Annotated in this window: 17 protein-coding genes, 1 tRNA gene and 1 riboswitch; of the genes, 15 read left to right on the top strand and 3 right to left on the bottom strand. The window is 63.0% G+C overall.

All coding sequences use genetic code 11. The annotated features are described in order from the left end of the window. Positions 1 to 9 precede the first annotated feature (9 nt). From nuoN to EOB59_RS19265, 9 genes are all read left to right on the top strand, one after another. On the top strand, positions 10 to 1446 hold the full coding sequence (gene nuoN / locus EOB59_RS19305; protein WP_127810079.1) for an NADH-quinone oxidoreductase subunit NuoN: 1437 nt from the start codon (positions 10 to 12) through the stop codon (positions 1444 to 1446). Between the two features lie 5 nt (positions 1447 to 1451). Further along, the gene (locus tag EOB59_RS19300) at positions 1452 to 2273 is read left to right on the top strand and encodes a biotin--[acetyl-CoA-carboxylase] ligase (RefSeq protein WP_127810080.1); all 822 of its coding nucleotides are present in this window, start codon (positions 1452 to 1454) and stop codon (positions 2271 to 2273) included. A gap of 118 nt (positions 2274 to 2391) precedes the next feature. After that, positions 2392 to 4062, top strand: coding sequence for a ribonuclease J (locus EOB59_RS19295; protein ID WP_127810081.1), 1671 nt, complete (start codon positions 2392 to 2394; stop codon positions 4060 to 4062). A gap of 103 nt (positions 4063 to 4165) precedes the next feature. Continuing rightward, positions 4166 to 4570, top strand: coding sequence for a methylmalonyl-CoA epimerase (mce, locus tag EOB59_RS19290; protein WP_128289023.1), 405 nt, complete (start codon positions 4166 to 4168; stop codon positions 4568 to 4570). Continuing rightward, a complete protein-coding gene (locus EOB59_RS19285; protein ID WP_127810083.1) occupies positions 4567 to 4851 on the top strand; it encodes a DUF1467 family protein in 285 nt (94 codons plus the stop codon). Before mce ends, EOB59_RS19285 begins: the two co-directional genes overlap by 4 nt. A 654-nt stretch (positions 4852 to 5505) precedes the next feature. Then, positions 5506 to 6834 carry a proline--tRNA ligase gene (gene proS / locus EOB59_RS19280; RefSeq protein WP_128289022.1) on the top strand — a complete coding sequence of 443 codons (1329 nt, stop codon included), beginning with the start codon at positions 5506 to 5508 and terminating at the stop codon, positions 6832 to 6834. Then, positions 6831 to 8117, top strand: coding sequence for a lipoprotein-releasing ABC transporter permease subunit (locus tag EOB59_RS19275; RefSeq protein WP_128289021.1), 1287 nt, complete (start codon positions 6831 to 6833; stop codon positions 8115 to 8117). The genes proS and EOB59_RS19275 overlap by 4 nt, the downstream gene beginning before the upstream one ends. Continuing rightward, positions 8114 to 8797, top strand: a complete 684-nt coding sequence (locus EOB59_RS19270) for an ABC transporter ATP-binding protein (RefSeq protein ID WP_174800360.1) — start codon at positions 8114 to 8116, stop codon at positions 8795 to 8797. Before EOB59_RS19275 ends, EOB59_RS19270 begins: the two co-directional genes overlap by 4 nt. Before the next feature lie 591 nt (positions 8798 to 9388). Continuing rightward, positions 9389 to 10639, top strand: coding sequence for a site-2 protease family protein (locus tag EOB59_RS19265; protein ID WP_128289020.1), 1251 nt, complete (start codon positions 9389 to 9391; stop codon positions 10637 to 10639). A 21-nt stretch (positions 10640 to 10660) separates the two neighbouring features. Here EOB59_RS19265 and lipB read toward each other — a convergent pair whose 3' ends face one another. After that, entirely contained in the window at positions 10661 to 11404 is a 744-nt protein-coding gene (gene lipB / locus EOB59_RS19260) for a lipoyl(octanoyl) transferase LipB (protein WP_128289019.1), read from the bottom strand. A 235-nt stretch (positions 11405 to 11639) separates the two neighbouring features. Here lipB and EOB59_RS19255 point away from each other — a divergent pair. The 3 genes from EOB59_RS19255 to EOB59_RS19245 all read left to right on the top strand — a co-directional run bounded on the left by EOB59_RS19255 (position 11640) and on the right by EOB59_RS19245 (position 13877). Beyond that, positions 11640 to 11724: transfer RNA gene (locus tag EOB59_RS19255), tRNA-Leu, on the top strand. Positions 11725 to 11914: 190 nt separating this feature from the next. Beyond that, positions 11915 to 13333 carry a magnesium transporter gene (gene mgtE / locus EOB59_RS19250; RefSeq protein WP_128289018.1) on the top strand — a complete coding sequence of 473 codons (1419 nt, stop codon included), beginning with the start codon at positions 11915 to 11917 and terminating at the stop codon, positions 13331 to 13333. A 157-nt stretch (positions 13334 to 13490) separates the two neighbouring features. Beyond that, positions 13491 to 13877, top strand: coding sequence for a MerR family DNA-binding transcriptional regulator (locus EOB59_RS19245; protein WP_023685221.1), 387 nt, complete (start codon positions 13491 to 13493; stop codon positions 13875 to 13877). Between the two features lie 306 nt (positions 13878 to 14183). Here EOB59_RS19245 and EOB59_RS19240 read toward each other — a convergent pair whose 3' ends face one another. Beyond that, the gene (locus EOB59_RS19240) at positions 14184 to 14660 is read right to left on the bottom strand and encodes an isoprenylcysteine carboxylmethyltransferase family protein (RefSeq protein WP_128289017.1); all 477 of its coding nucleotides are present in this window, start codon (positions 14658 to 14660) and stop codon (positions 14184 to 14186) included. Beyond that, entirely contained in the window at positions 14657 to 15655 is a 999-nt protein-coding gene (locus EOB59_RS19235) for a DUF1624 domain-containing protein (protein WP_127810136.1), read from the bottom strand. The genes EOB59_RS19240 and EOB59_RS19235 overlap by 4 nt, the downstream gene beginning before the upstream one ends. A 222-nt stretch (positions 15656 to 15877) precedes the next feature. Between EOB59_RS19235 and EOB59_RS19230 the strand changes: the two genes are divergently transcribed. The 3 genes from EOB59_RS19230 (at position 15878) to EOB59_RS19220 (ending at position 18362) form a co-directional block, all read left to right on the top strand. Further along, positions 15878 to 17077: an MFS transporter gene (locus tag EOB59_RS19230; protein ID WP_128289016.1), complete on the top strand. Its 1200-nt coding sequence runs from the start codon at positions 15878 to 15880 to the stop codon at positions 17075 to 17077. Positions 17078 to 17142: 65 nt separating this feature from the next. Then, positions 17143 to 17340, top strand: a riboswitch (cobalamin riboswitch). 35 nt (positions 17341 to 17375) lie between these two features. Next, entirely contained in the window at positions 17376 to 17555 is a 180-nt protein-coding gene (locus EOB59_RS19225) for a CbtB domain-containing protein (protein WP_127267996.1), read from the top strand. 15 nt (positions 17556 to 17570) lie between these two features. Then, entirely contained in the window at positions 17571 to 18362 is a 792-nt protein-coding gene (locus EOB59_RS19220) for a CbtA family protein (RefSeq protein ID WP_128289015.1), read from the top strand. Positions 18363 to 18408: the final 46 nt, after the last annotated feature.

Here is an 18408-nt window from a genome sequence, read left to right as displayed (position 1 = left end):
TTGCGAACCATGACGCCGGACCTTCTCTCCAGCCTGTCGCTCTCGACGCCAGAGCTGATCCTTGCCGTCGGCGCGCTGGCGCTGCTGATGGTCGGAGCCTATTCGCGCGCCAACACGGCCAACACGGTAACCGGCCTTGCGGTGGCCGTGCTGGCGATCGCAGGCGCCTGGCTGATCTTCCGGACCGGGCAGGGCAGCGCTTACGGCAATGCCTTCATCCAGGATTCCTTCGCCCGCTTCATGAAGGTGCTGGCGCTGGTCGGCTCGGCGGTGACGCTGGTGATGTCGATGCGCTTTGCCAAGGCTGAACGCTTCGACAAGTTCGAATATCCGGTGCTGATCCTGCTGTGCACGCTCGGCATGATGCTGATGATCTCCGCCAATGGCATGATCGGCCTCTATCTCGGCCTCGAACTGCAATCGCTGGCGATCTACGTGCTGTGCGCGATCAACCGCGACAATCTGCGTTCGACTGAGGCTGGCCTCAAATATTTCGTCCTCGGCGCGCTGTCCTCGGGCATGCTGCTCTATGGCATCAGCCTGGTCTACGGCTACACCGGCAACACCGGCTTCCAGGAGATCGCTTCTGCGCTCGGCAGCGGCGAGCGCCAGCTTGGCCTCGTTTTCGGCCTCGTCTTCGTGCTGGCCGGTCTGGCCTTCAAAATCTCGGCGGTGCCGTTCCACATGTGGACGCCAGATGTCTATGAGGGCGCGCCGACACCGGTGACGGCCTTTTTGGCGGCAGCACCCAAGATGGCGGCGATGGCGCTTATGGTGCGCGTCACCATGGGTGCGTTCAAGCCGATCGCCGCAGACTGGCAGCAGATCATCGTCTTCATCTCGATCGCCTCGATGGCGCTCGGCTCCTTCGCGGCAATCGGCCAGACCAACATCAAGCGGCTTATGGCCTATTCCTCGATCGGCCATATGGGCTACGCGCTGGTCGGCCTTGCCGCCAACAGCCAGGCCGGCGTGCGCGGCGTTGCCATCTACATGCTGATCTATCTGGTGATGACGCTCGGCACCTTCGCCTTCATCCTCGCCATGCGGCGCAAGGAAGGCAATGTCGAGCAGATCAGCGACCTGGCCGGCCTGTCGTCGACCAATCCTATCATGGCGACGATCCTGACCATCCTGATGTTCTCCCTGGCCGGCATTCCGCCGCTCGCCGGCTTCTGGGGGAAATGGTACGTCTTCCTCGCCGCCATCAACGCCAATCTCTATGCGCTGGCGATCATCGGCGTGCTGGCCTCGGTGGTGGGCGCCTATTACTACCTGCGCATCATCAAGATCATGTGGTTCGACGAACCGGTCGGCGGCTTCGTGCCGATGGCGACGGAATTGCGTGTCGTGCTCGGCGTCTCCGGCGCCTTCGTGCTGTTCTACGTGCTGATCGGCGGGCCGATCGGCACCTATGCCGAAGCCGCCGCCAAGACGTTTTTCTAGTCGGCATGGCATTTCGGCTGGCTCCAACCTCGGCGTCGGAAGGGTTCCGGCTCGAGGCGCATGAGAGCGTCGGCTCCACCAATGGGCTGGCACTGGACCACGCAAGGGCAGGCGACCCCGGCAGATTGTGGGTCGTTTCCAAGAAGCAGGAAAGCGGGCGTGGCCGGCGCGGCCGCGTCTGGGCGACCCCCGAAGGCAACCTCGCGGCGACGCTGCTCGTCATCACCAAGGCGGAGCTTCGCCTTGCCGCGACGCTGGGCTTCGTCGCCGGACTGGCGCTGGCCGATGCGCTCGACGCCGTGGTGCCGAAGGGCCGGATCGCTATCGGCCTCGACGGCGGCAGCGAAGGAAAGAACCGTTTCGAACTGAAATGGCCGAACGACGTGCTCGCCTCCGGCGCCAAGCTGGCCGGCATCCTGCTGGAATCGGCAATCCTGGAAGGCGGCCGTTTCGCGGTGGCGGTCGGCATCGGCGTCAATGTGGTGGCATACCCCGAGGATTTGCCCTATCCCGCAACATCACTCAGCGCGCTGGGCGCGGCATGCGATGCGGAAACGCTGTTCCTGGCGCTGTCGGATGCATGGAGCGAGAATGCCCGATTGTGGGACGAGGGGCGCGGACTTGCCGCCGTCAGGCGACGCTGGCTTGATCGTGCTGCGGGGCTCGGCGGCGAAGTTGCTGTCAGAATTGACGGTAATGTGGTGCGTGGGGTGTTTGAGACCATTGACGAGGACTGCCGTTTCGTGATCCGCGACGATAAAGGTTCGGTTCGGACGATCGCCGCCGGCGATGTGCATTTCGGCGCGGTCGCTTCGGCCAGGGCATAGGGCCGTTCATGAACGGTTCTAACTGTTTGTTTTTGCGCAACTCCGGTGGGAAAACCGTTACACACTTTTCCCGGAATTGCTTTTTAGGCTTGGCCTGAGGGCCAGGAAGGGAAAAATCATGGCGAAAGCGGAAAACGCCGAACTCGTCTTCGTGCCGCTCGGCGGCGTCGGCGAGATCGGCATGAACTTCGCTCTTTACGGCTACGGGCCGCCCAATGCGCGCGAATGGATCGTCATCGATGTCGGGGTGACCTTCCCCGATGCCAGCCTGCCGGGCGTCGACCTTGTGCTGCCCGACACGCGCTTCATCGAGGAGAACCTCGCCAATCTGCGCGGCATCATCATCACGCATGCGCATGAAGACCATTATGGCGCGCTGCTCGACACATGGCCGAAGCTGAAGGCGCCGGTCTGGATGACGCCGTTCAGCGCCGGCCTGCTGGAGGCCAAGCGGCAAGGCGAGCAGGGCGCGCCGAAAATACCGGTGACGATCTACCGGGCGGGCGAGAAATTCACCGTCGGCCCGTTCGAGATCGAAGCCATTCCGGTCGCGCACTCGATTCCCGAGCCGATGTCGCTGGCCATTACCTCGCCGGCAGGCACCGTCATCCATACCGGTGACTGGAAGATCGATCCGGAGCCGACGATCGGGCCGAAGACCGACGAGGCGCGTTTCCGCGCCTATGGCGACAAGGGCGTTCTGGCGCTGATCTGCGATTCGACCAATGCGCTGCGCGAAGGTGAGTCGCCTTCGGAAGTGGCTGTGGGCGAGGGCCTCAAGGGCGTCATCCAGGCTGCCAAGGGCCGTGTCGCCGTCACCACATTCTCCTCCAATGTCGGACGCATCGTCTCGATTGCCAAAGCGGCGCGCGATGCCGGACGCCAGTGCCTGGTGCTTGGCCGTTCGCTGAAGCGGGTCATCGATGTGGCCGGCGAACTCGGCTACATGGACGGTCTGCCGGAGTTCATCGCCGAGGAGGATTTTGGTTTCATCCCGCGCGAGAACCTGGTCATCATCTGCACCGGCAGCCAGGGCGAGCCGCTGGCCGCACTGGCCAAGCTGTCGCGCGAAGAGATGAAGTCGGTGTCACTGACGGCGGGCGACACGGTGGTGTTTTCCTCGCGTACCATTCCCGGCAACGAGAAGGCGATTCTCGAGATCAAGAACCGCCTCATCGACCTCGGCGTCAAGATCATAGAGGACGGCGATGCACTGGTGCATGTCTCCGGCCATCCGCGGCGCAGCGAATTGCGCAAGATGTATAAATGGGTGCGCCCGCAGATCGGCGTTCCCGTGCATGGCGAGGCGGCACATCTGGTGGCGCAGGGCTCGCTGATGTCGACATCGGGCATCGGCCAGGTGGCGCAGGTGCGCGACGGCGACATGCTCAGGCTTGCTCCCGGCCCAGCCACCATCATGGATCAGGTGCCGTTCGGCCGTATCTACAAGGATGGCAGACTGATCGGCACCGATCAGGCGATGGGCATCCGCGACCGGCGCAAGCTGTCCTTTGCCGGCCATGTGGCGGTCAATGTCGTCCTGGACGACAAATATGAGCTTGCCGGCGACCCCGACCTGGTCGCCATCGGCGTCGCCGAGGCCGACGGCCGTGGCGAGTCGCTGGAAGATCTGATGATCGATGCGGCAATCGGCGCGGTGGACTCCATCCCCCGTCAGCGCCGAAAAGACCTCGACTTGGTGCAGGAAGCAGTGCGGCGCGCCGTGCGCGGCGCCGCCAACGAAGCCTGGGGCAAGAAGCCGCTGGTGACTGTATTCGTCACAAGATGACGAAAGGGAGTACGGGAGTAGGGGAGTAGGAAGAGCAAACAGCTGACATATCTGTCTTTTCCCCTACTCCCGTATTCCCCTACTCCCCTACTTGGGAGTGCCAATGCTCGGACGTCTCAACCATGTCGCGCTTGCCGTGCCGGATCTGGCGGCCGCCGTCGCCGCCTATCGCAACACGCTGGGTGCCGAAGTGACGGCGCCGCAGGCGCTGCCGGAGCATGGGGTGACGGTGGTGTTCGTCAATGTCGGCAACACCAAGGTCGAACTTCTGGAGCCTTTGGGCGAGGGGTCGCCGATCGCCGCCTTCCTGGAGAAGAACCCCTCTGGCGGCATGCATCACCTTTGCTATGAGGTCGACGACATCCTGGCCGCGCGCGATCAGCTCAAGGCCGCCGGCGCCCGCGTGCTGGGCGACGGCAGTCCGAAGATCGGCGCGCACGGCAAGCCGGTGCTGTTCCTGCACCCGAAGGATTTTTTCGGAACGCTGATCGAACTGGAGCAATCATGAGCTGGGTTTCGTTCACCGCCCTGTTTTTCGCGACCTGGTGGGTGGTGCTGTTCGCTGTGCTGCCGTTCAGCGTGAGGACGCAGGACGACGATCGTGACGTGACGCTCGGCACGGTTCCGAGCGCGCCGCGCGGACCTCACATGCTGCGCGCCGTGATCCGCACCACCATCGCCACCGCGATCCTGATGGGCATTTTCTATGGCCTGACGCATGGGCTTGGATACAGCCTCAACGACATCCCGCACATCGTGCCGGAATTCAGCCAAACCTCAGCCAAATAGCCGGCCCCGGCCCAAGAAGATTTGTCCGGCAAAGACGTTTTCATCCGTCGGAACAGCTTGGTTCCAGACAGGAATGCCGTGCCGTTTTGCGGCCGGACGAGCGCTGACGCTGGGTAAGGTGGTTTGGCAACGCGTTGCGCTAAGCAGATGATTGCACAAAAAAAATGCAAGGCACGAGGCCTTGCAATTTAAACGCGTCCGATCTGTTTCCGGTTTCCGGCGGCAGCGAGTAACCGCGCCTAGATCGCATCCTCCCAAGACTTTGACCGCGTAGGAGAGCAGATTTTTTTCCACCCTCTCGGTTATAGAGGTACATTAGCCTAAGGCGAATGAAAATGTCACGAAGAATTTTGCCTTGAAACGGGCATTCTCGTGCTGCACTGCACAATAGTGTGGCAGGCGTTGCTTGGCGAACGATCATCAAGGCGCGCGCGGTGACCGGAAGGCCTTGCAGCGCCGTGGGTCTTCTGGGCGGGCGAAGGACGGTGCGACGCTTCTGATCCCGGCTATCCCATGCTTTCTGAAAATCGATTGCCGCTTTTCGGGCCGAAGCGTCCGGGTTCCCATTCCGCCTTGAAATGGCTATGAAGCCGGGTCAAGCAAGCCAAAGTCGCGCCGATTCTGACGCGGCCCTCCTCACTCACGGACCTGTCCATGCGTTTGTCGCGCTATTTCCTGCCGATCCTCAAAGAAAACCCGCGCGAGGCCGAGATCGTCTCGCACCGGCTGATGCTGCGCGCCGGCATGATCCGCCAGCAGGGGCAGGGCAGTTTCTCATGGCTGCCGCTCGGCAAGCGGGTGCTGGACAAGGTCTGCCGCATCATCCGCGAGGAGCAGAATCGCGCCGGAGCGCTGGAAATCCTGATGCCGACCATCCAGTCGGCCGATCTGTGGCGCGAAAGCGGCCGCTATGACGACTATGGCAAGGAGATGCTGCGCATCAAGGACCGGCAGGACCGCGACATGCTCTACGGCCCGACCAATGAGGAAATGGTCACCGAGATCGTCCGCGCCTATGTGAAGTCCTACAAGGACCTGCCGCTCAATCTCTACCACATCCAGTGGAAGTTCCGCGACGAAGTGCGGCCGCGCTTCGGCGTCATGCGTTCGCGCGAGTTCCTGATGAAGGACGCCTATTCCTTCGACCTCGACTTCGAGGGCGCCAGGGCGGCCTACAACAGGATGTTCGTGTCCTATCTCCGGACTTTTACGCGCATGGGGCTGCAGGCGATACCGATGCGGGCCGACACCGGGCCGATCGGCGGCGATCTCAGCCATGAATTCATCATCCTGGCCGACACCGGCGAGAGCCAGGTCTATTGCCACCGCGACTATCTTTCGCTCGATGTGCCCGGAGAGAAGACTGACTTCGCCAATGCCGCCGAGATCGGCGATATAGTCAAGACTTGGACGACACCCTACGCAGCCACCGACGAGATGCACGACGAGGCGGCGTGGGAGAAGATCGGCGAGAGCGACAAGGTTTCGGCGCGCGGCATCGAGGTAGGCCACATCTTCCATTTCGGCGACAAATATTCGAAGCCGATGGGCGCCAAGGTGACCGGGCCCGACGGCAAGGATCATTTCGTCTCCGGCGGCTCCTACGGCATCGGTCCGTCGCGGCTGGTCGCGGCGATCATCGAAGCCAGCCATGACGACAACGGCATCATCTGGCCGGAGGCGGTGGCTCCGTTCGACATCGGGCTGATCAACATGAAAGCGGGCGACGCCGAGTGCGACCGCGTCTGCGACGAATTGCATGCCGCTTTCGTCGCCGCCGGCAAGGACGTGCTCTACGACGACACCGACCAGAGGCCCGGCGGCAAGTTCGCCACCGCCGACCTGATCGGCCTGCCCTGGCAAGTGATCGTCGGGCCGCGTGGTGTCGCAGCCGGCGAGATCGAGATCAAGAATCGCAAGACCGGCGAGCGCGAGACGCTACCGATCGCAGACGTGAAGAAGCGTTTCGGTGTCGCCGCATGAACGAGGCGGTGGCGGCAAGACCGGTCGGCGCCGGACCCTTTTCCATCTTCGAGCGCATGGTCGCCTGGCGCTATCTGCGTTCGCGGCGCAAGGAGACGGTGATCTCGGTGATCGCCTCGATCTCGTTTCTGGGCATCATGCTGGGCGTCGCCACGCTGATCGTGGTGATGGCGGTGATGAACGGTTTCAGGGCGGAGCTTTTGACGCGCATTCTCGGCGTCAACGGCCATCTGATCGTGCAGCCGCTCGATTCGCCGCTGGAGGACTATGCGCAGGTCGCCAGCCGCATCAACGGTGTAGCAGGCGTTAAATACGCCATCCCGCTGATTGATGGCCAGGTGCTTGCGCAAGGCAATGTCGGCGGCGGAACCGGAGCGCTGGTGCGCGGCATACGCGGCGAGGATCTGAGCAAGATCGCCATCGTTGCCAGCAACATCAAGCAGGGTTCGATCGCCGATTTCGACTCCGGCGAGGGCGTTGCCATCGGCAAGCGCATGGCCGAGAATCTCGGCCTGACGCTTGGCGATACCATCACCTTGATTTCGCCCGACGGCGACGTGACGCCGATCGGCACCACGCCGCGCATGAAGGGCTACAAGATCGCGGCGATCTTCGAAGTCGGCATGTCCGAATATGACACCTCCATCGTCTACATGCCGTTCTCGGAAGCGCAGCTCTATTTCAACATGGACGGGCGGGCGCAAACGATCGAGATCTATGTCGACAATCCAGACGATGTCGATGCGCTGAAACCGAAGGTGGAGGCGGCGGCGCAGCGGCCGATCGACATGATCGATTGGCGTCAGCGCAACGAGACCTTCTTCTCCGCGCTGCAGGTCGAGCGCAACGTCATGTTCATGATCCTGACGCTGATCGTGCTGGTGGCGGCGCTGAACATCATCTCCGGCCTGATCATGCTGGTGAAGGACAAGGGGCACGACATCGCCATCCTGCGCACCATGGGGGCGTCGCGCGGCGCCATCCTGCGCATCTTCCTGATGACGGGGGCAGCGATCGGCGTGACCGGCACGCTCGCCGGTGTGCTGCTCGGCGTGCTGATCTGCACCAACATCGAATCCATCCGCCAGTTCTTCTCATGGATGACCGGCAAGGTGCTGTTCAATCCGGAGCTTTATTTCCTCAGCCAGTTGCCGGCGAAGATGGATCCGCGCGAGACGACCTATGTCGTCCTGATGGCGCTCGGACTGTCCTTCCTGGCAACGGTGTTTCCGGCATGGCGCGCCGCGCGCCTCGATCCGGTCGAAGCCTTGAGGTACGAATAGTGGCCGAGGTCATTATCGAGCTGAAGAGCGTCGAGCGGCACTATGTCCAGGGGCCGCGCAAGCTCACCATCCTGAACGGTGCCGATTTCTCGCTGAAGCGCGGCGAGATGGTGGCGCTGGTGGCGCCGTCGGGCACCGGCAAGTCGACCCTGCTGCACACTGCCGGCTTGCTGGAGCGTCCCGACGCCGGCGACGTCATCCTGGCCGGCCGTGCCTGCGGGCGGCTCTCCGATGACGAGCGCACGGCGATCCGCCGCAACGATGTCGGCTTCGTCTACCAGTTCCATCACCTGCTGCCGGAATTCTCGGCGCTGGAAAACATCATGATGCCGCAGCTCATCAAGGGGCTCAGCCGCAAGGACGCGGCCGAGCGCGCGGCGCAGCTGCTCGATTACATGCAGATCGGCAAGCGCGCGTCGCACCGGCCGTCCGAACTTTCCGGCGGCGAACAGCAGCGCGTTGCCATCGCGCGTGCGGTCGCCAATGCGCCGCTGGTGCTGCTGGCCGACGAGCCGACCGGCAATCTCGATCCGGTCACCGCGTCCTATGTGTTCGAGGCGCTGGCGGCGCTGGTCAAGCAATCGGGCCTCGCGGCGCTGATCGCCACCCACAATCACGAACTGGCATCGCGCATGGACCGGCGTGTCACGCTGGCCGACGGCAAAGTGGTGCCGCTTTAGTCTCTGATGTCGTCATCCTAGGGCGAAGCTCCGCGGAGCGGAGCGTAGACCCTAGGATCCATGCCGTTACTTTCGAGACAAATGCAGGGGTCGAGGATATGCGACCTCTATCAGAGCGATAATTCTGCACCGTAGCATCGCCCCTGGGTCACGGCATGGATCCTAGGGTCTGCGCGCGTCGCTCCGCTCCTTGCTCCGCCCTAGGATGACGATGCGATGGCTAATCGCATAAGGCTTCGGTCAGCCCACGTGGCACCGTCGCTCGCCCATCAACCTTTCCTTAACCCTGCCGATTTGATCGCCCGGAATTCCGGGCGCGGGCGGATCGTGCCCGTTGACTTTGAAACAAAATTGGAACAAAATGCGAACATATCAACAACAGGAGAGAGTTATGACCGATCTGGTTCAGGATGTCATCTCACTGGTTTGCATGAGCACGTTCCTTGTTTCCATGGCGATCTGGATCGGAGCCATGTGATTTGGCGGCGTTCGCCGCCGCGGGTCCTATGCGGTCGACGGCCGTTCCGCCGTTAAGCTTTTCTTGCCGCCGTAACGTTAGGGTACCTCGGCAAGACAGGGAGCAATGTCCAGGTGTCGCCCATCGTCACGGCCATTCTGGTGGCCAGCAATCTCGGGCTGATCTTTCTGTTGATGACCGTGCCGCTTGGTTTGCGCACGGTCCGTCTGACCCGTCTGGTGGCGATGGACCGTCAGCGCCTCTGGCAGGCGCTGTGGCCGCTCGGCAGCGATGCCGGCTGGTCCGGTGAGATCCTTTCCGCCGAGGCGCCGGACGGCGAGGGCGTGGCCCGCATGACGCTGTCGTGGGAAGGTCGCGACGGCAAGCCGATCGAACGCAGGTCGCGGTTTGATGACGTCGTCGAAGGTATCAGCTTCTCGATGCGTGTCATCGAGGACACCGCGCTCGACGCTTCGTTCTGGAAGGACTTTTCCGAAACCGCTGAACTCGTCTCCGAAGGCACCAGCACGCGGGTGACGCTCAGCCAGACGGATCGCTATCGCGGCGTCGCCTTCCTGGTGTTCCGCTATTTCGCCCTGCGCCGCGAACTCTCCAAGCTGCAGCGCTGGGCGCGGACCGGGGAGTATCGCAAGGGCGGTTGGTTCGAGCATCCGTTGAGCCAGGTCGGCTTTGCCGGGCTTTCGGCGCTGATCCTGTGGCCATTCTTCGGCCTTCACTTCGGCGGCCTGGCACTGGCCGCGATCCTCACATCGGTGGTCGCCCTGCATGAGCTTGGCCATATGGCGGCGTTCCGGCTTATGGGCCACAACCGGGCACGGATGATCTTCATTCCGCTGCTCGGCGGCATCGCCATTGGCGGGCGGCCCTATGACAGCCGTTTCGAGGTCGCCTTCGTGGCGCTGATGGGCGCCGGCTTCTCCGCATTCCTGGTGCCGGTTGTGATCGCTGCCAGCACCTTTGCCGGCGCGGAAGGCCACCGGCTGGCTGCGGCCCTGCTGGCGACCCTGGCGGGCTTCGCCGCACTGTTCAACATCGCCAATCTGGTGCCGGTGTGGAAATTCGACGGCGGCCAGGTGCTGCGCCAGATCTGTCCGGGACCAGTCGGGCTGGCGCTGGCTTCCTTCTTCCTCCTCTCGGCTTTCCTGGCTGTCGGTTGGCAGGCCGGCTTTTCCTCCAACTTCCTGCTCGCGACGGGAGCGGTGTTTTCGATCCTCAGCCTGCTGACGATGAGCAGCGGGGTCAAGCCGCGTTACGAGCTGAAGCCGATCCGCACCATCGACCGGCTCGCCATGGCGGCGGCGTTGCTGGCAGTGTTCGCCATCCATGGCTATGGCGTATTGTGGGCCTCCGCCCAACTGATTTGAGCCGTACCGGGTCCGGAAGAATCAGCCGGCCTTGCGCTCGGCTTCGACAGGCAAGACCGTGGCGGGACCGAACACATCCTCGAAGGCGGATTTCAGCGCCAGGTCAAGATCGGCCATGGTCAGGGGAAGGCCGAGATCGACGAGGCTGGTGACGCCGTGGTCCTGCACGCCGCAAGGCACGATGCCGCTGAAATGGTCGAGGTCGGGCTCGACATTGATGGCGATGCCATGAAAACTCACCCAGCGCCGCAGCCGGATGCCTATGGCCGCGATCTTATCCTCCGCCAGCGAGCCGTCCGGCAGGGCAGGGCGATCCGGCCGCACCACCCAGACGCCGACCCGGTCCTCGCGGCGTTCGCCCTGCACGTTGAAGGCGGCGAGCGTGCCGATGATCCACTGTTCGAGCGCCGCGACGAAGGCGCGGACATCCTCGCGCCGCCGCTTCAGGTCAAGCATGACATAAGCGACCCGCTGGCCCGGCCCATGATAGGTGTATTCGCCGCCGCGGCCGGCTGCAAACACCGGGAAGCGGCTGGCGTCGATCAGATCCTCGCCGCGAGCGCTGGTGCCGGCCGTGTAGAGCGGCGGGTGTTCGACCAGCCAGACCATTTCGCCGGCAGCGCCGCTGCGGATCGCCTCGGCGCGCGCCTCCATGAAGGCAAGTGCTTCGGGATAGGCGGTAAGGCCGGGCTCGATCAGCCATTCGACCGGTGCTGAACAGGGGAGCGGCAGGAACGACGTGGCGATCTGGCTGCGTTCGGGCATGGCGTATCGTCTTTTCGCTTATGCATGTCGCGTCCCAAAACCGCCTCGCACCTTTGGGTGACATCAACTTGCCTTCCATATGGCGATATCAGGCGCAAACGTCCAGTTCCGGCGCTGCGTTCGGACCCTGTGGAGCATTATGCCAATCGCCTGACATTATTGCTTGCCGTGCACTTGTTTCGCCGGAAACGATTTGCTACACGCCGCGAGCCGGTCGGTTCCGGCTCTACCACGTGCGGTCGTGGCGGAATTGGTAGACGCGCAGCGTTGAGGTCGCTGTGGGGCAACCCGTGGAAGTTCGAGTCTTCTCGACCGCACCATTTTCCTTCCCAGATCCCGATTGTGCAAGCTCCGCCCGCTGCGGGCCGGGCGCATTTCGTTTGATATTCCCGCGCTTTACGCCACTTTCTTTTTGAGCGACGGATTCTCCCAAAACCGGTTTCCCCTTTGGGTCCGATGCTCTAGACCTGATTTGCACCTTTTCCGGGATTCTTGTGGCGGGAGGCGCTGGTGGAAGGCGAGCACGAACGGACGATTGGCGCCAGGGCCGCCGAGGAGCACCACGCCGACATCTATGGCGAGGACGGCGCCGTGCTTTCGTCCTTCCTGGCGCGGATTGGCGCGGCGATCGCCGACCGCGACACGCTGACCCTCAAGCATGAAGTCGACGACCTGCACCAGTCGGAACTCGGCGACCTGCTCGAGGCGCTGCATCCCGAACAGCGCCACGCGCTGGTCGAGCTCCTGGGCGCCGATTTCGACTTCTCCTCGCTGACCGAGGTCGACGAGGCGATCCGTATGGAGATCGTCGACAGTCTGCCCAATGCGCAGATCGCGCAGGCGGTACAGGAGCTCGATTCCGACGACGCCGTCTACATTCTCGAAGACCTCGAGAGGGAGGATCAGGACGAGATCCTGTCGCAGCTGCCGTTCACCGAGCGGATCAGACTGCGCCGCTCGCTCGACTATCCCGAAGAGACGGCCGGCCGCCGCATGCAGACCGAGTTCGTCGCGGTGCCGCCGTTCTGGACGATCGGCCAGACCATCGACTACATGCGCGACGACCAGAATCTGCCCGAGCGCTTCAGCCAGATCTTCGTCATCGATCCGAGCTTCAAGCTGCTCGGCGCCATCGACCTCGACCAGATCCTGCGCACCAAGCGTTCGGTCAAGGTCGAGGAAGTGATGCACGAGACGCGGCACGCCATTCCGGCCACCATGGACCAGGAAGAGGCTGCACGGGAATTCGAGCAGTACGATCTTTTGTCGGCCGCAGTCGTCGACGAGAACGAACGGCTGGTTGGCGTTCTGACCATCGACGATGTTGTCGACGTCATCCAGCAGGAGGCCGAAGAAGACTTGATGCGCATGGGCGGCGTCGGCGACGAGGAGCTTTCCGACAGCATCTTTTCGACCTCGCGCTCACGCGTTCCGTGGTTGCTGATCAACCTTCTGACCGCGTTCCTGGCGGCGTCGGTGATCAGTCTGTTCGACCGCACGATCGAACATATCGTCGCACTGGCGGTGCTGATGCCGATCGTCGCCGGCATGGGCGGCAATGCCGGCTCGCAAACCATGACCGTCACCGTCCGGGCGTTGGCGACCAGGGATCTCGACATCTACAATGCCGGCCGCATCATTCGCCGCGAGATGGGTGTCGGCTTCATCAACGGCATCGTCTTCGCCATCCTGATCGGCATCGTTGCGGCAGCCTGGTTCCGTGACCCCAATCTGGGCGGCATCATCGCGGCGGCGATGATCATCAACATGTTCGTGGCCGCTCTGGCCGGCATCCTGATCCCGCTGCTGCTCGATCGTTTCAAGATCGATCCGGCGGTCGCTTCGGCAGTTTTTGTCACCACGGTTACCGACGTCGTCGGCTTCTTTGCATTTCTCGGCATTGCCACCTGGTGGTTCGGTGTGCCCTGAAGGCACGCCTTTTGGCTTAATTGACTTTTACGTAAATGCCGTGCGAGGCTTGCGCGGGGCGCCATGTCGATTCCGGCATGGCACGGGTTTTGGTTCGGGACATAAGGGTGACGCCGGCATGGCGATCGCCCCTTGGTTTCGGCGTGCGGGAGTGGCAATGCGAGAATATTATTCGATCACCGAGTTGACCCGCGAGTTCGACGTGTCGACGCGGACGCTGCGCTTTTACGAGGACGAAGGGCTGGTGCAGCCGGTGCGGCGTGGCCGCACGCGGCTGTTTCGCCCCTCCGACCGGCACCTCATCCGTCAGATCATGCGCGGCAAGAGGCTTGGTTTCTCGATCAACGAAATCCGCGAAATCATCCAGATGTACAAGGAGCCGCCCGGCGAAGTCGGCCAGCTCAACCTGATGATCAAGCGCATCGAGGAAAAGCGCGAGGATCTCCGGCAGAAGCGCCGCGACCTCGAGGAGACGCTGGCTGAACTCGACCAGGCCGAGGAATCTTGTGTGGAGCGGCTGGTTGAGCTTGGCGTGAATACCTGAGCGGACTGGATTCTGTCGCGCGTTAGCGTTCGGAATTAGCGGAGACGTCTATTCCTTCGTCATCCTAGGGCGGAGCAAGGAGCGTAGCGACGCGGCGCAGACCCTAGGATCCATGCCATGACTGCAATGCACCGCGACGGCGCAGAACTTTGCTCCGCTGCACTCCTCGACCGAGGTCACGGCATGGATCCTAGGGTCTCCGCGACGGAGCTGCGCTCCTGCTTCGCCCTAGGATGACGAAGTTCGCTAATCGCCGAAGTGTGCACCTGTCAAAAACTTTCCGCGATGGAAACCAGGGGCGCCAGATCAGATCCAGCGGCGCACGCGTTTGGCGTAGTCGCGGTACTTCTTGCCGAATTTTGCCGCCAGCACCTTTTCCTCGCCTTCGATCGCCATTTTTTGCGTGGCATAGGCGGCGATGAATGCGAGCGGCAGGAACCACACGATGCCCGAGACAAAGGCGACCCCGATCAACAGCAGGGTGTTGGCCAGATACATCGGATTGCGGGTGATGCCGAAGGGACCCGTGGTGACCAGGTGATCGGGCACAGCGTTCGGGTTCAGCGTGGTCTTGGCGCGGACCATGGCGCGGATCGCGGTGACCCAGAGCGCGGCGACGGCAAACAGCGCCACCCAGCCGGTGGCGAAAAGAATATCGCCCAGGAGGTCACCGATCCAGGGCAGGGGATAGAGCAGGCCCAGCGCGATGCTGATGGCGATGGCGGCGGTGTAGATCAGCGGCGGCCACGGTATGAGCCCCGGCTTCGGCTGGTTCTCGGTCATTTGACCCCTTCCTCCATCAACTTGCTGTCGGTCTTGGCGGTACACATGCCGGCGAGATCGGACAGATGCGTCTTCCATTCCGCAGTCTGGTCGTTGTTGTAGAGCCGATCAAGCGTCGCCTCACCCTCGAGCGTATCGAGCATGCAGACACAGTAGCTCGTACAGAACTCGGTGTCGCGCGACTGCTCGCAGGACAGCTGGCAGGTTTTGAGGAAATTCACCTGCGGGGTTTCGACCTGTGCCGGCATGATCTGCGAGAACAGCCACATGCAGCCGATCAGCAATGGCTGGTGGATCAGGTAGAACGCCAGGCTGTGCCGGCCGATAAAGACCAGCGGGTTGGCCCAGCGACCGGGCGCCAATTCGGCAAGCCGGGCAAGTACGCCTGAACCGGTGGCGAGTTTCGTCATCGCGATGCCCGCAAGCACGGCGCCGAACCATGGAAACAACGGAACGTAGTCGTTGGAGCGTGGATTGTTCGCCAACAGGCCTACCCACCACAGCCATGGGTGATCGAACGCCTCGAGGCGCAGATAGACAGGCGCCGTGATGACGAGCCCGGCGACGACCAGCGTCAACAAAGCCGGCAGGCGCAGGAAGGCGAGGCCGAGCAGGCTGGCCAGCGCGATCTCATGCAAGATGCCGAAGAAGATGAATCCATCCGGCGTGGCGATCCGGGTGACGACCGATATCGCGATCGCGGCTCCCGCGACCATGGCGAATCGCTTCCAGAAGCCGTTCCAGCGGATTTGTCGGCCATGGGCGAGGTACAGGCTGACGCCGACCAGGAACAGGAAGGTCGAGGCGATGCCGCGCGCGTAGATCTTCCACCAGCCGAAGGCGGTCAGGCCGGGATCGGTGTAGCCGAAGAACTCCAGATCCCAGGTGAAATGGTAGCTCGCCATGGCGATCAGCGCGATGCCGCGCACGATGTCGATAGCGACGATGCGCTTTGGTCGATCCGGAACGGGTGCGGTCGGCGTTTGGATGCTCATGGTCTCGCATTCTGATTCAGCCCCGCTGGAGGACTATCACGGTTGCCCGGCACAAAAGAAGACCGGCAACTCTGCCGACAACCCGGATCAGCCGCGGCATTGGGCCAGTGCAGGGAAGCCTTTGGCCGGCTTCGCTTTTGCCGGATGCGCGTCGGTTTCCTCTTATTGGCGCTGGGATCGCCACGTCAGATTTGACCCGGTGAATCTGCTTCGGGGAAAGCAATGTCCACCCATGTGCGCCATCCGATCTGGCTGCCGGCTCTCAAGGCCGCGGACGCGCGCACCTTCGCGTCGCTCTATGCGGTCGAATCCTTCGCCCGCGCCACGGTGTCGAGCGTCATCCCGATCCAGGCCTACGAGATCCTGCACAACGAGCAGATCGTGTCGATGCTCTACACAGTCGTGGCGATGCTCGGCCTGTCGGTGACATTGTTCATGCCGATGCTGATCCGCCGTTTTGCCCGGCGCTGGGTCTACACATCAGGCGCCTGCCTGCTGGCCGTCGGCTCGCTGTTCTTCGTCACCGACACGCTTGCCGGGCAACTGGCCGGCATGCTGTGCCGGGTGATGGGCGCCAGCGCGCTGTCGATCACGCTCAATCTCTACATCATGGACCACATCCGCAAGACCGACTTCATGCAGGCCGAATCGCTGCGCATGGCGTGGTCGATGCTGGCCTGGACCGGTGGGCCGACGCTCGGCATCCTCCTCTACACGCGCTTCGGCATCTATGCCGCGCATGGTGCGGTCGCGGTGTTCGCGTTTGCCCTGCTGGCGCTGTTCTGGACCTACCGCCTCGGCGACAACCAGTCTATCCGTCCGGGCAAGACGCGCCCCGTCAATCCGCTCGCCAATATCGGCCGCTTCGTGGCGCAGCCCAGGCTCAGGCTGGCTTGGCTGATCGCCTTCGGCCGCTCCTGCTTCTGGACGACGTTCTTCGTCTATGGGCCGCTGTTCATGGTCATCACAGGTGAGGGTAAGCTGGCCGGCGGCCTGCTGGTTTCGGCCGGCAATGCGCTGTTGTTCATGGCGATTTTCTGGGGCAAGGCAGGAAAGCGCTTTGGTGGCCGCGGGACTATGACATTCGCCTATTTCGCCATGTCGGCCGCGCTTTTGGCGGCGGGCTTCGTCGGCGAAACCGTGCCGCTGCTTACCGGCACCTTCCTGCTCTGCGGTGCCTTCTTCACCATTGCGCTCGACGCCCTCGGCTCGACCGCCTTCATGCGCTCGGTGCGCTCCTATGAAAGATCTCAGATGGCAGCGGTCTACCGCACCTATCTCGACTTTTCCGAGTTGACGCCGCCGCTGGTCTATTCAGTGGCGCTGGCCTTCTTCGGCCTGGGCTCGGTGTTCGTCACGCTCGGTCTGCTGGCGGCGGTCTGCGGCTTTGTGACGTGGCGCTATCTGCCGAAATCACTTTGACCTTCATGGCGCATTCGCAATGGTCACCGGCGGAATTTGGTTTGCCGGAAGCGAGGATTCTGCCTATAATCATCGGTGTCGCCGGTTCCATTTTGGAGCCAAGAGGGAATGCGGTGAGGGCGAATTTCGCCCAATGCCGTGGCTGCCCCCGCAACTGTGTGCGGTAGTCCTCCCCATACACCACTGAGGATTTTTTCTTCGGGAAGGTGGGGAAGGACGCTGATCCGTGAGCCAGGAGACCTGCCGGCGACAGGAAACTGACTTCGATGCCCTCGGGTGGAGGGCGAAAGGACAAGACATGACTACCGCTTCCGTCTCCCTCGGCACCTCCGTCTCCTCGCAGTCGCGCTTCATGCAGCTCGCTCTTGCCGCGCTGCTCGGCGTTTTCGTGATGGGCTTTGTCGGCTTCTCGCATATCGATGCGGTCCACAATGCGGCTCACGACTATCGCCATTCGATGGCGTTTCCCTGCCACTGACGAGGGGCTGACATCATGAACCTGTTTCGCAACGTCGTGTTCATCGCGGCGATCGCAGGGCTCGTGGCCGGCGTCGTCCTCGCCTGCCTGCAAGCCTATGCCACCGTGCCGCTGATCCTGAAGGCGGAAGTCTACGAACAGGCGGGCGGCGGGCATCACCATGACCATGCCGCTCCGGCCGCAACGGATAGCAATGCCATGAGCACAACTGCACCGGCGGGAGATGCCATGAACTCTGCTGCCCCGGCGGCGGAAGCCGCTCCGGCAGACGAAGGCTGGGCGCCGGCAGACGGTTTCGAGCGTTTCGCCTTCAGCGTGCTTGCCAACATTGTCACCGGCATCGGCTTCGCCTTGATCCTGGTCGCGGTCTCCGAATTCGCCGGCGGCATCGGTGGCTGGCGCCAGGGCGTGTTCTGGGGCCTGGCCGGCTTCGCCGTGTTCACGCTGGCGCCTGGCCTCGGCCTGCCGCCGGAACTGCCGGCCATGCCGGCCGCCGATCTCACCCAGCGCCAGATCTGGTGGTGGGCAACGGTGGCGGCGACCGCCGCCGGTCTCGGCCTGATCGCGTTCCGCAAGTCGCTGCCGCTGGCGATCCTTGCCGTCCTTTTGATCGTCGCGCCGCATATTGTCGGTGCGCCGCAGCCCGGCAGTTACGAGACGGCGATTCCGGAAGGGCTGCATCACCAGTTCGTGGTGGCGGTGACCGTGACCAATCTGGTGTTCTGGCTGGTGCTCGGCGCGGTCGTCGGTGTGGTGCGTGGCCGCTTCACCGGCACCGCGACCAGCCTGCGCGACAGCTTTGCCTGATCGCAAGACACTGACCTTCCTCATCGGCGGTGCGCGCTCCGGCAAG

It is taken from the genome of Mesorhizobium sp. M7A.F.Ca.MR.176.00.0.0, assembly GCF_004023165.1.
Classification (GTDB): domain Bacteria; phylum Pseudomonadota; class Alphaproteobacteria; order Rhizobiales; family Rhizobiaceae; genus Mesorhizobium.
This window is presented reverse-complemented; position numbering and strand designations above follow the sequence as displayed.

What these genes read in the sequence shown, in the direction of transcription:
- EOB59_RS19235 (WP_127810136.1), bottom strand. Translation starts at nt 15,655, where the DNA reads ATGAGCATCCAAACGCCGACCGCACCCGTTCCGGATCGACCAAAGCGC.
- EOB59_RS19300 (WP_127810080.1), top strand. Translation starts at nt 1,452, where the DNA reads ATGGCATTTCGGCTGGCTCCAACCTCGGCGTCGGAAGGGTTCCGGCTC.
- EOB59_RS19220 (WP_128289015.1), top strand. Translation starts at nt 17,571, where the DNA reads ATGAACCTGTTTCGCAACGTCGTGTTCATCGCGGCGATCGCAGGGCTC.
- EOB59_RS19245 (WP_023685221.1), top strand. Translation starts at nt 13,491, where the DNA reads ATGCGAGAATATTATTCGATCACCGAGTTGACCCGCGAGTTCGACGTG.
- proS (WP_128289022.1), top strand. Translation starts at nt 5,506, where the DNA reads ATGCGTTTGTCGCGCTATTTCCTGCCGATCCTCAAAGAAAACCCGCGC.
- EOB59_RS19285 (WP_127810083.1), top strand. Translation starts at nt 4,567, where the DNA reads ATGAGCTGGGTTTCGTTCACCGCCCTGTTTTTCGCGACCTGGTGGGTG.
- nuoN (WP_127810079.1), top strand. Translation starts at nt 10, where the DNA reads ATGACGCCGGACCTTCTCTCCAGCCTGTCGCTCTCGACGCCAGAGCTG.
- EOB59_RS19275 (WP_128289021.1), top strand. Translation starts at nt 6,831, where the DNA reads ATGAACGAGGCGGTGGCGGCAAGACCGGTCGGCGCCGGACCCTTTTCC.
- EOB59_RS19295 (WP_127810081.1), top strand. Translation starts at nt 2,392, where the DNA reads ATGGCGAAAGCGGAAAACGCCGAACTCGTCTTCGTGCCGCTCGGCGGC.
- EOB59_RS19225 (WP_127267996.1), top strand. Translation starts at nt 17,376, where the DNA reads ATGACTACCGCTTCCGTCTCCCTCGGCACCTCCGTCTCCTCGCAGTCG.
- EOB59_RS19230 (WP_128289016.1), top strand. Translation starts at nt 15,878, where the DNA reads ATGTCCACCCATGTGCGCCATCCGATCTGGCTGCCGGCTCTCAAGGCC.
- lipB (WP_128289019.1), bottom strand. Translation starts at nt 11,404, where the DNA reads ATGCCCGAACGCAGCCAGATCGCCACGTCGTTCCTGCCGCTCCCCTGT.
- mce (WP_128289023.1), top strand. Translation starts at nt 4,166, where the DNA reads ATGCTCGGACGTCTCAACCATGTCGCGCTTGCCGTGCCGGATCTGGCG.
- EOB59_RS19240 (WP_128289017.1), bottom strand. Translation starts at nt 14,660, where the DNA reads ATGACCGAGAACCAGCCGAAGCCGGGGCTCATACCGTGGCCGCCGCTG.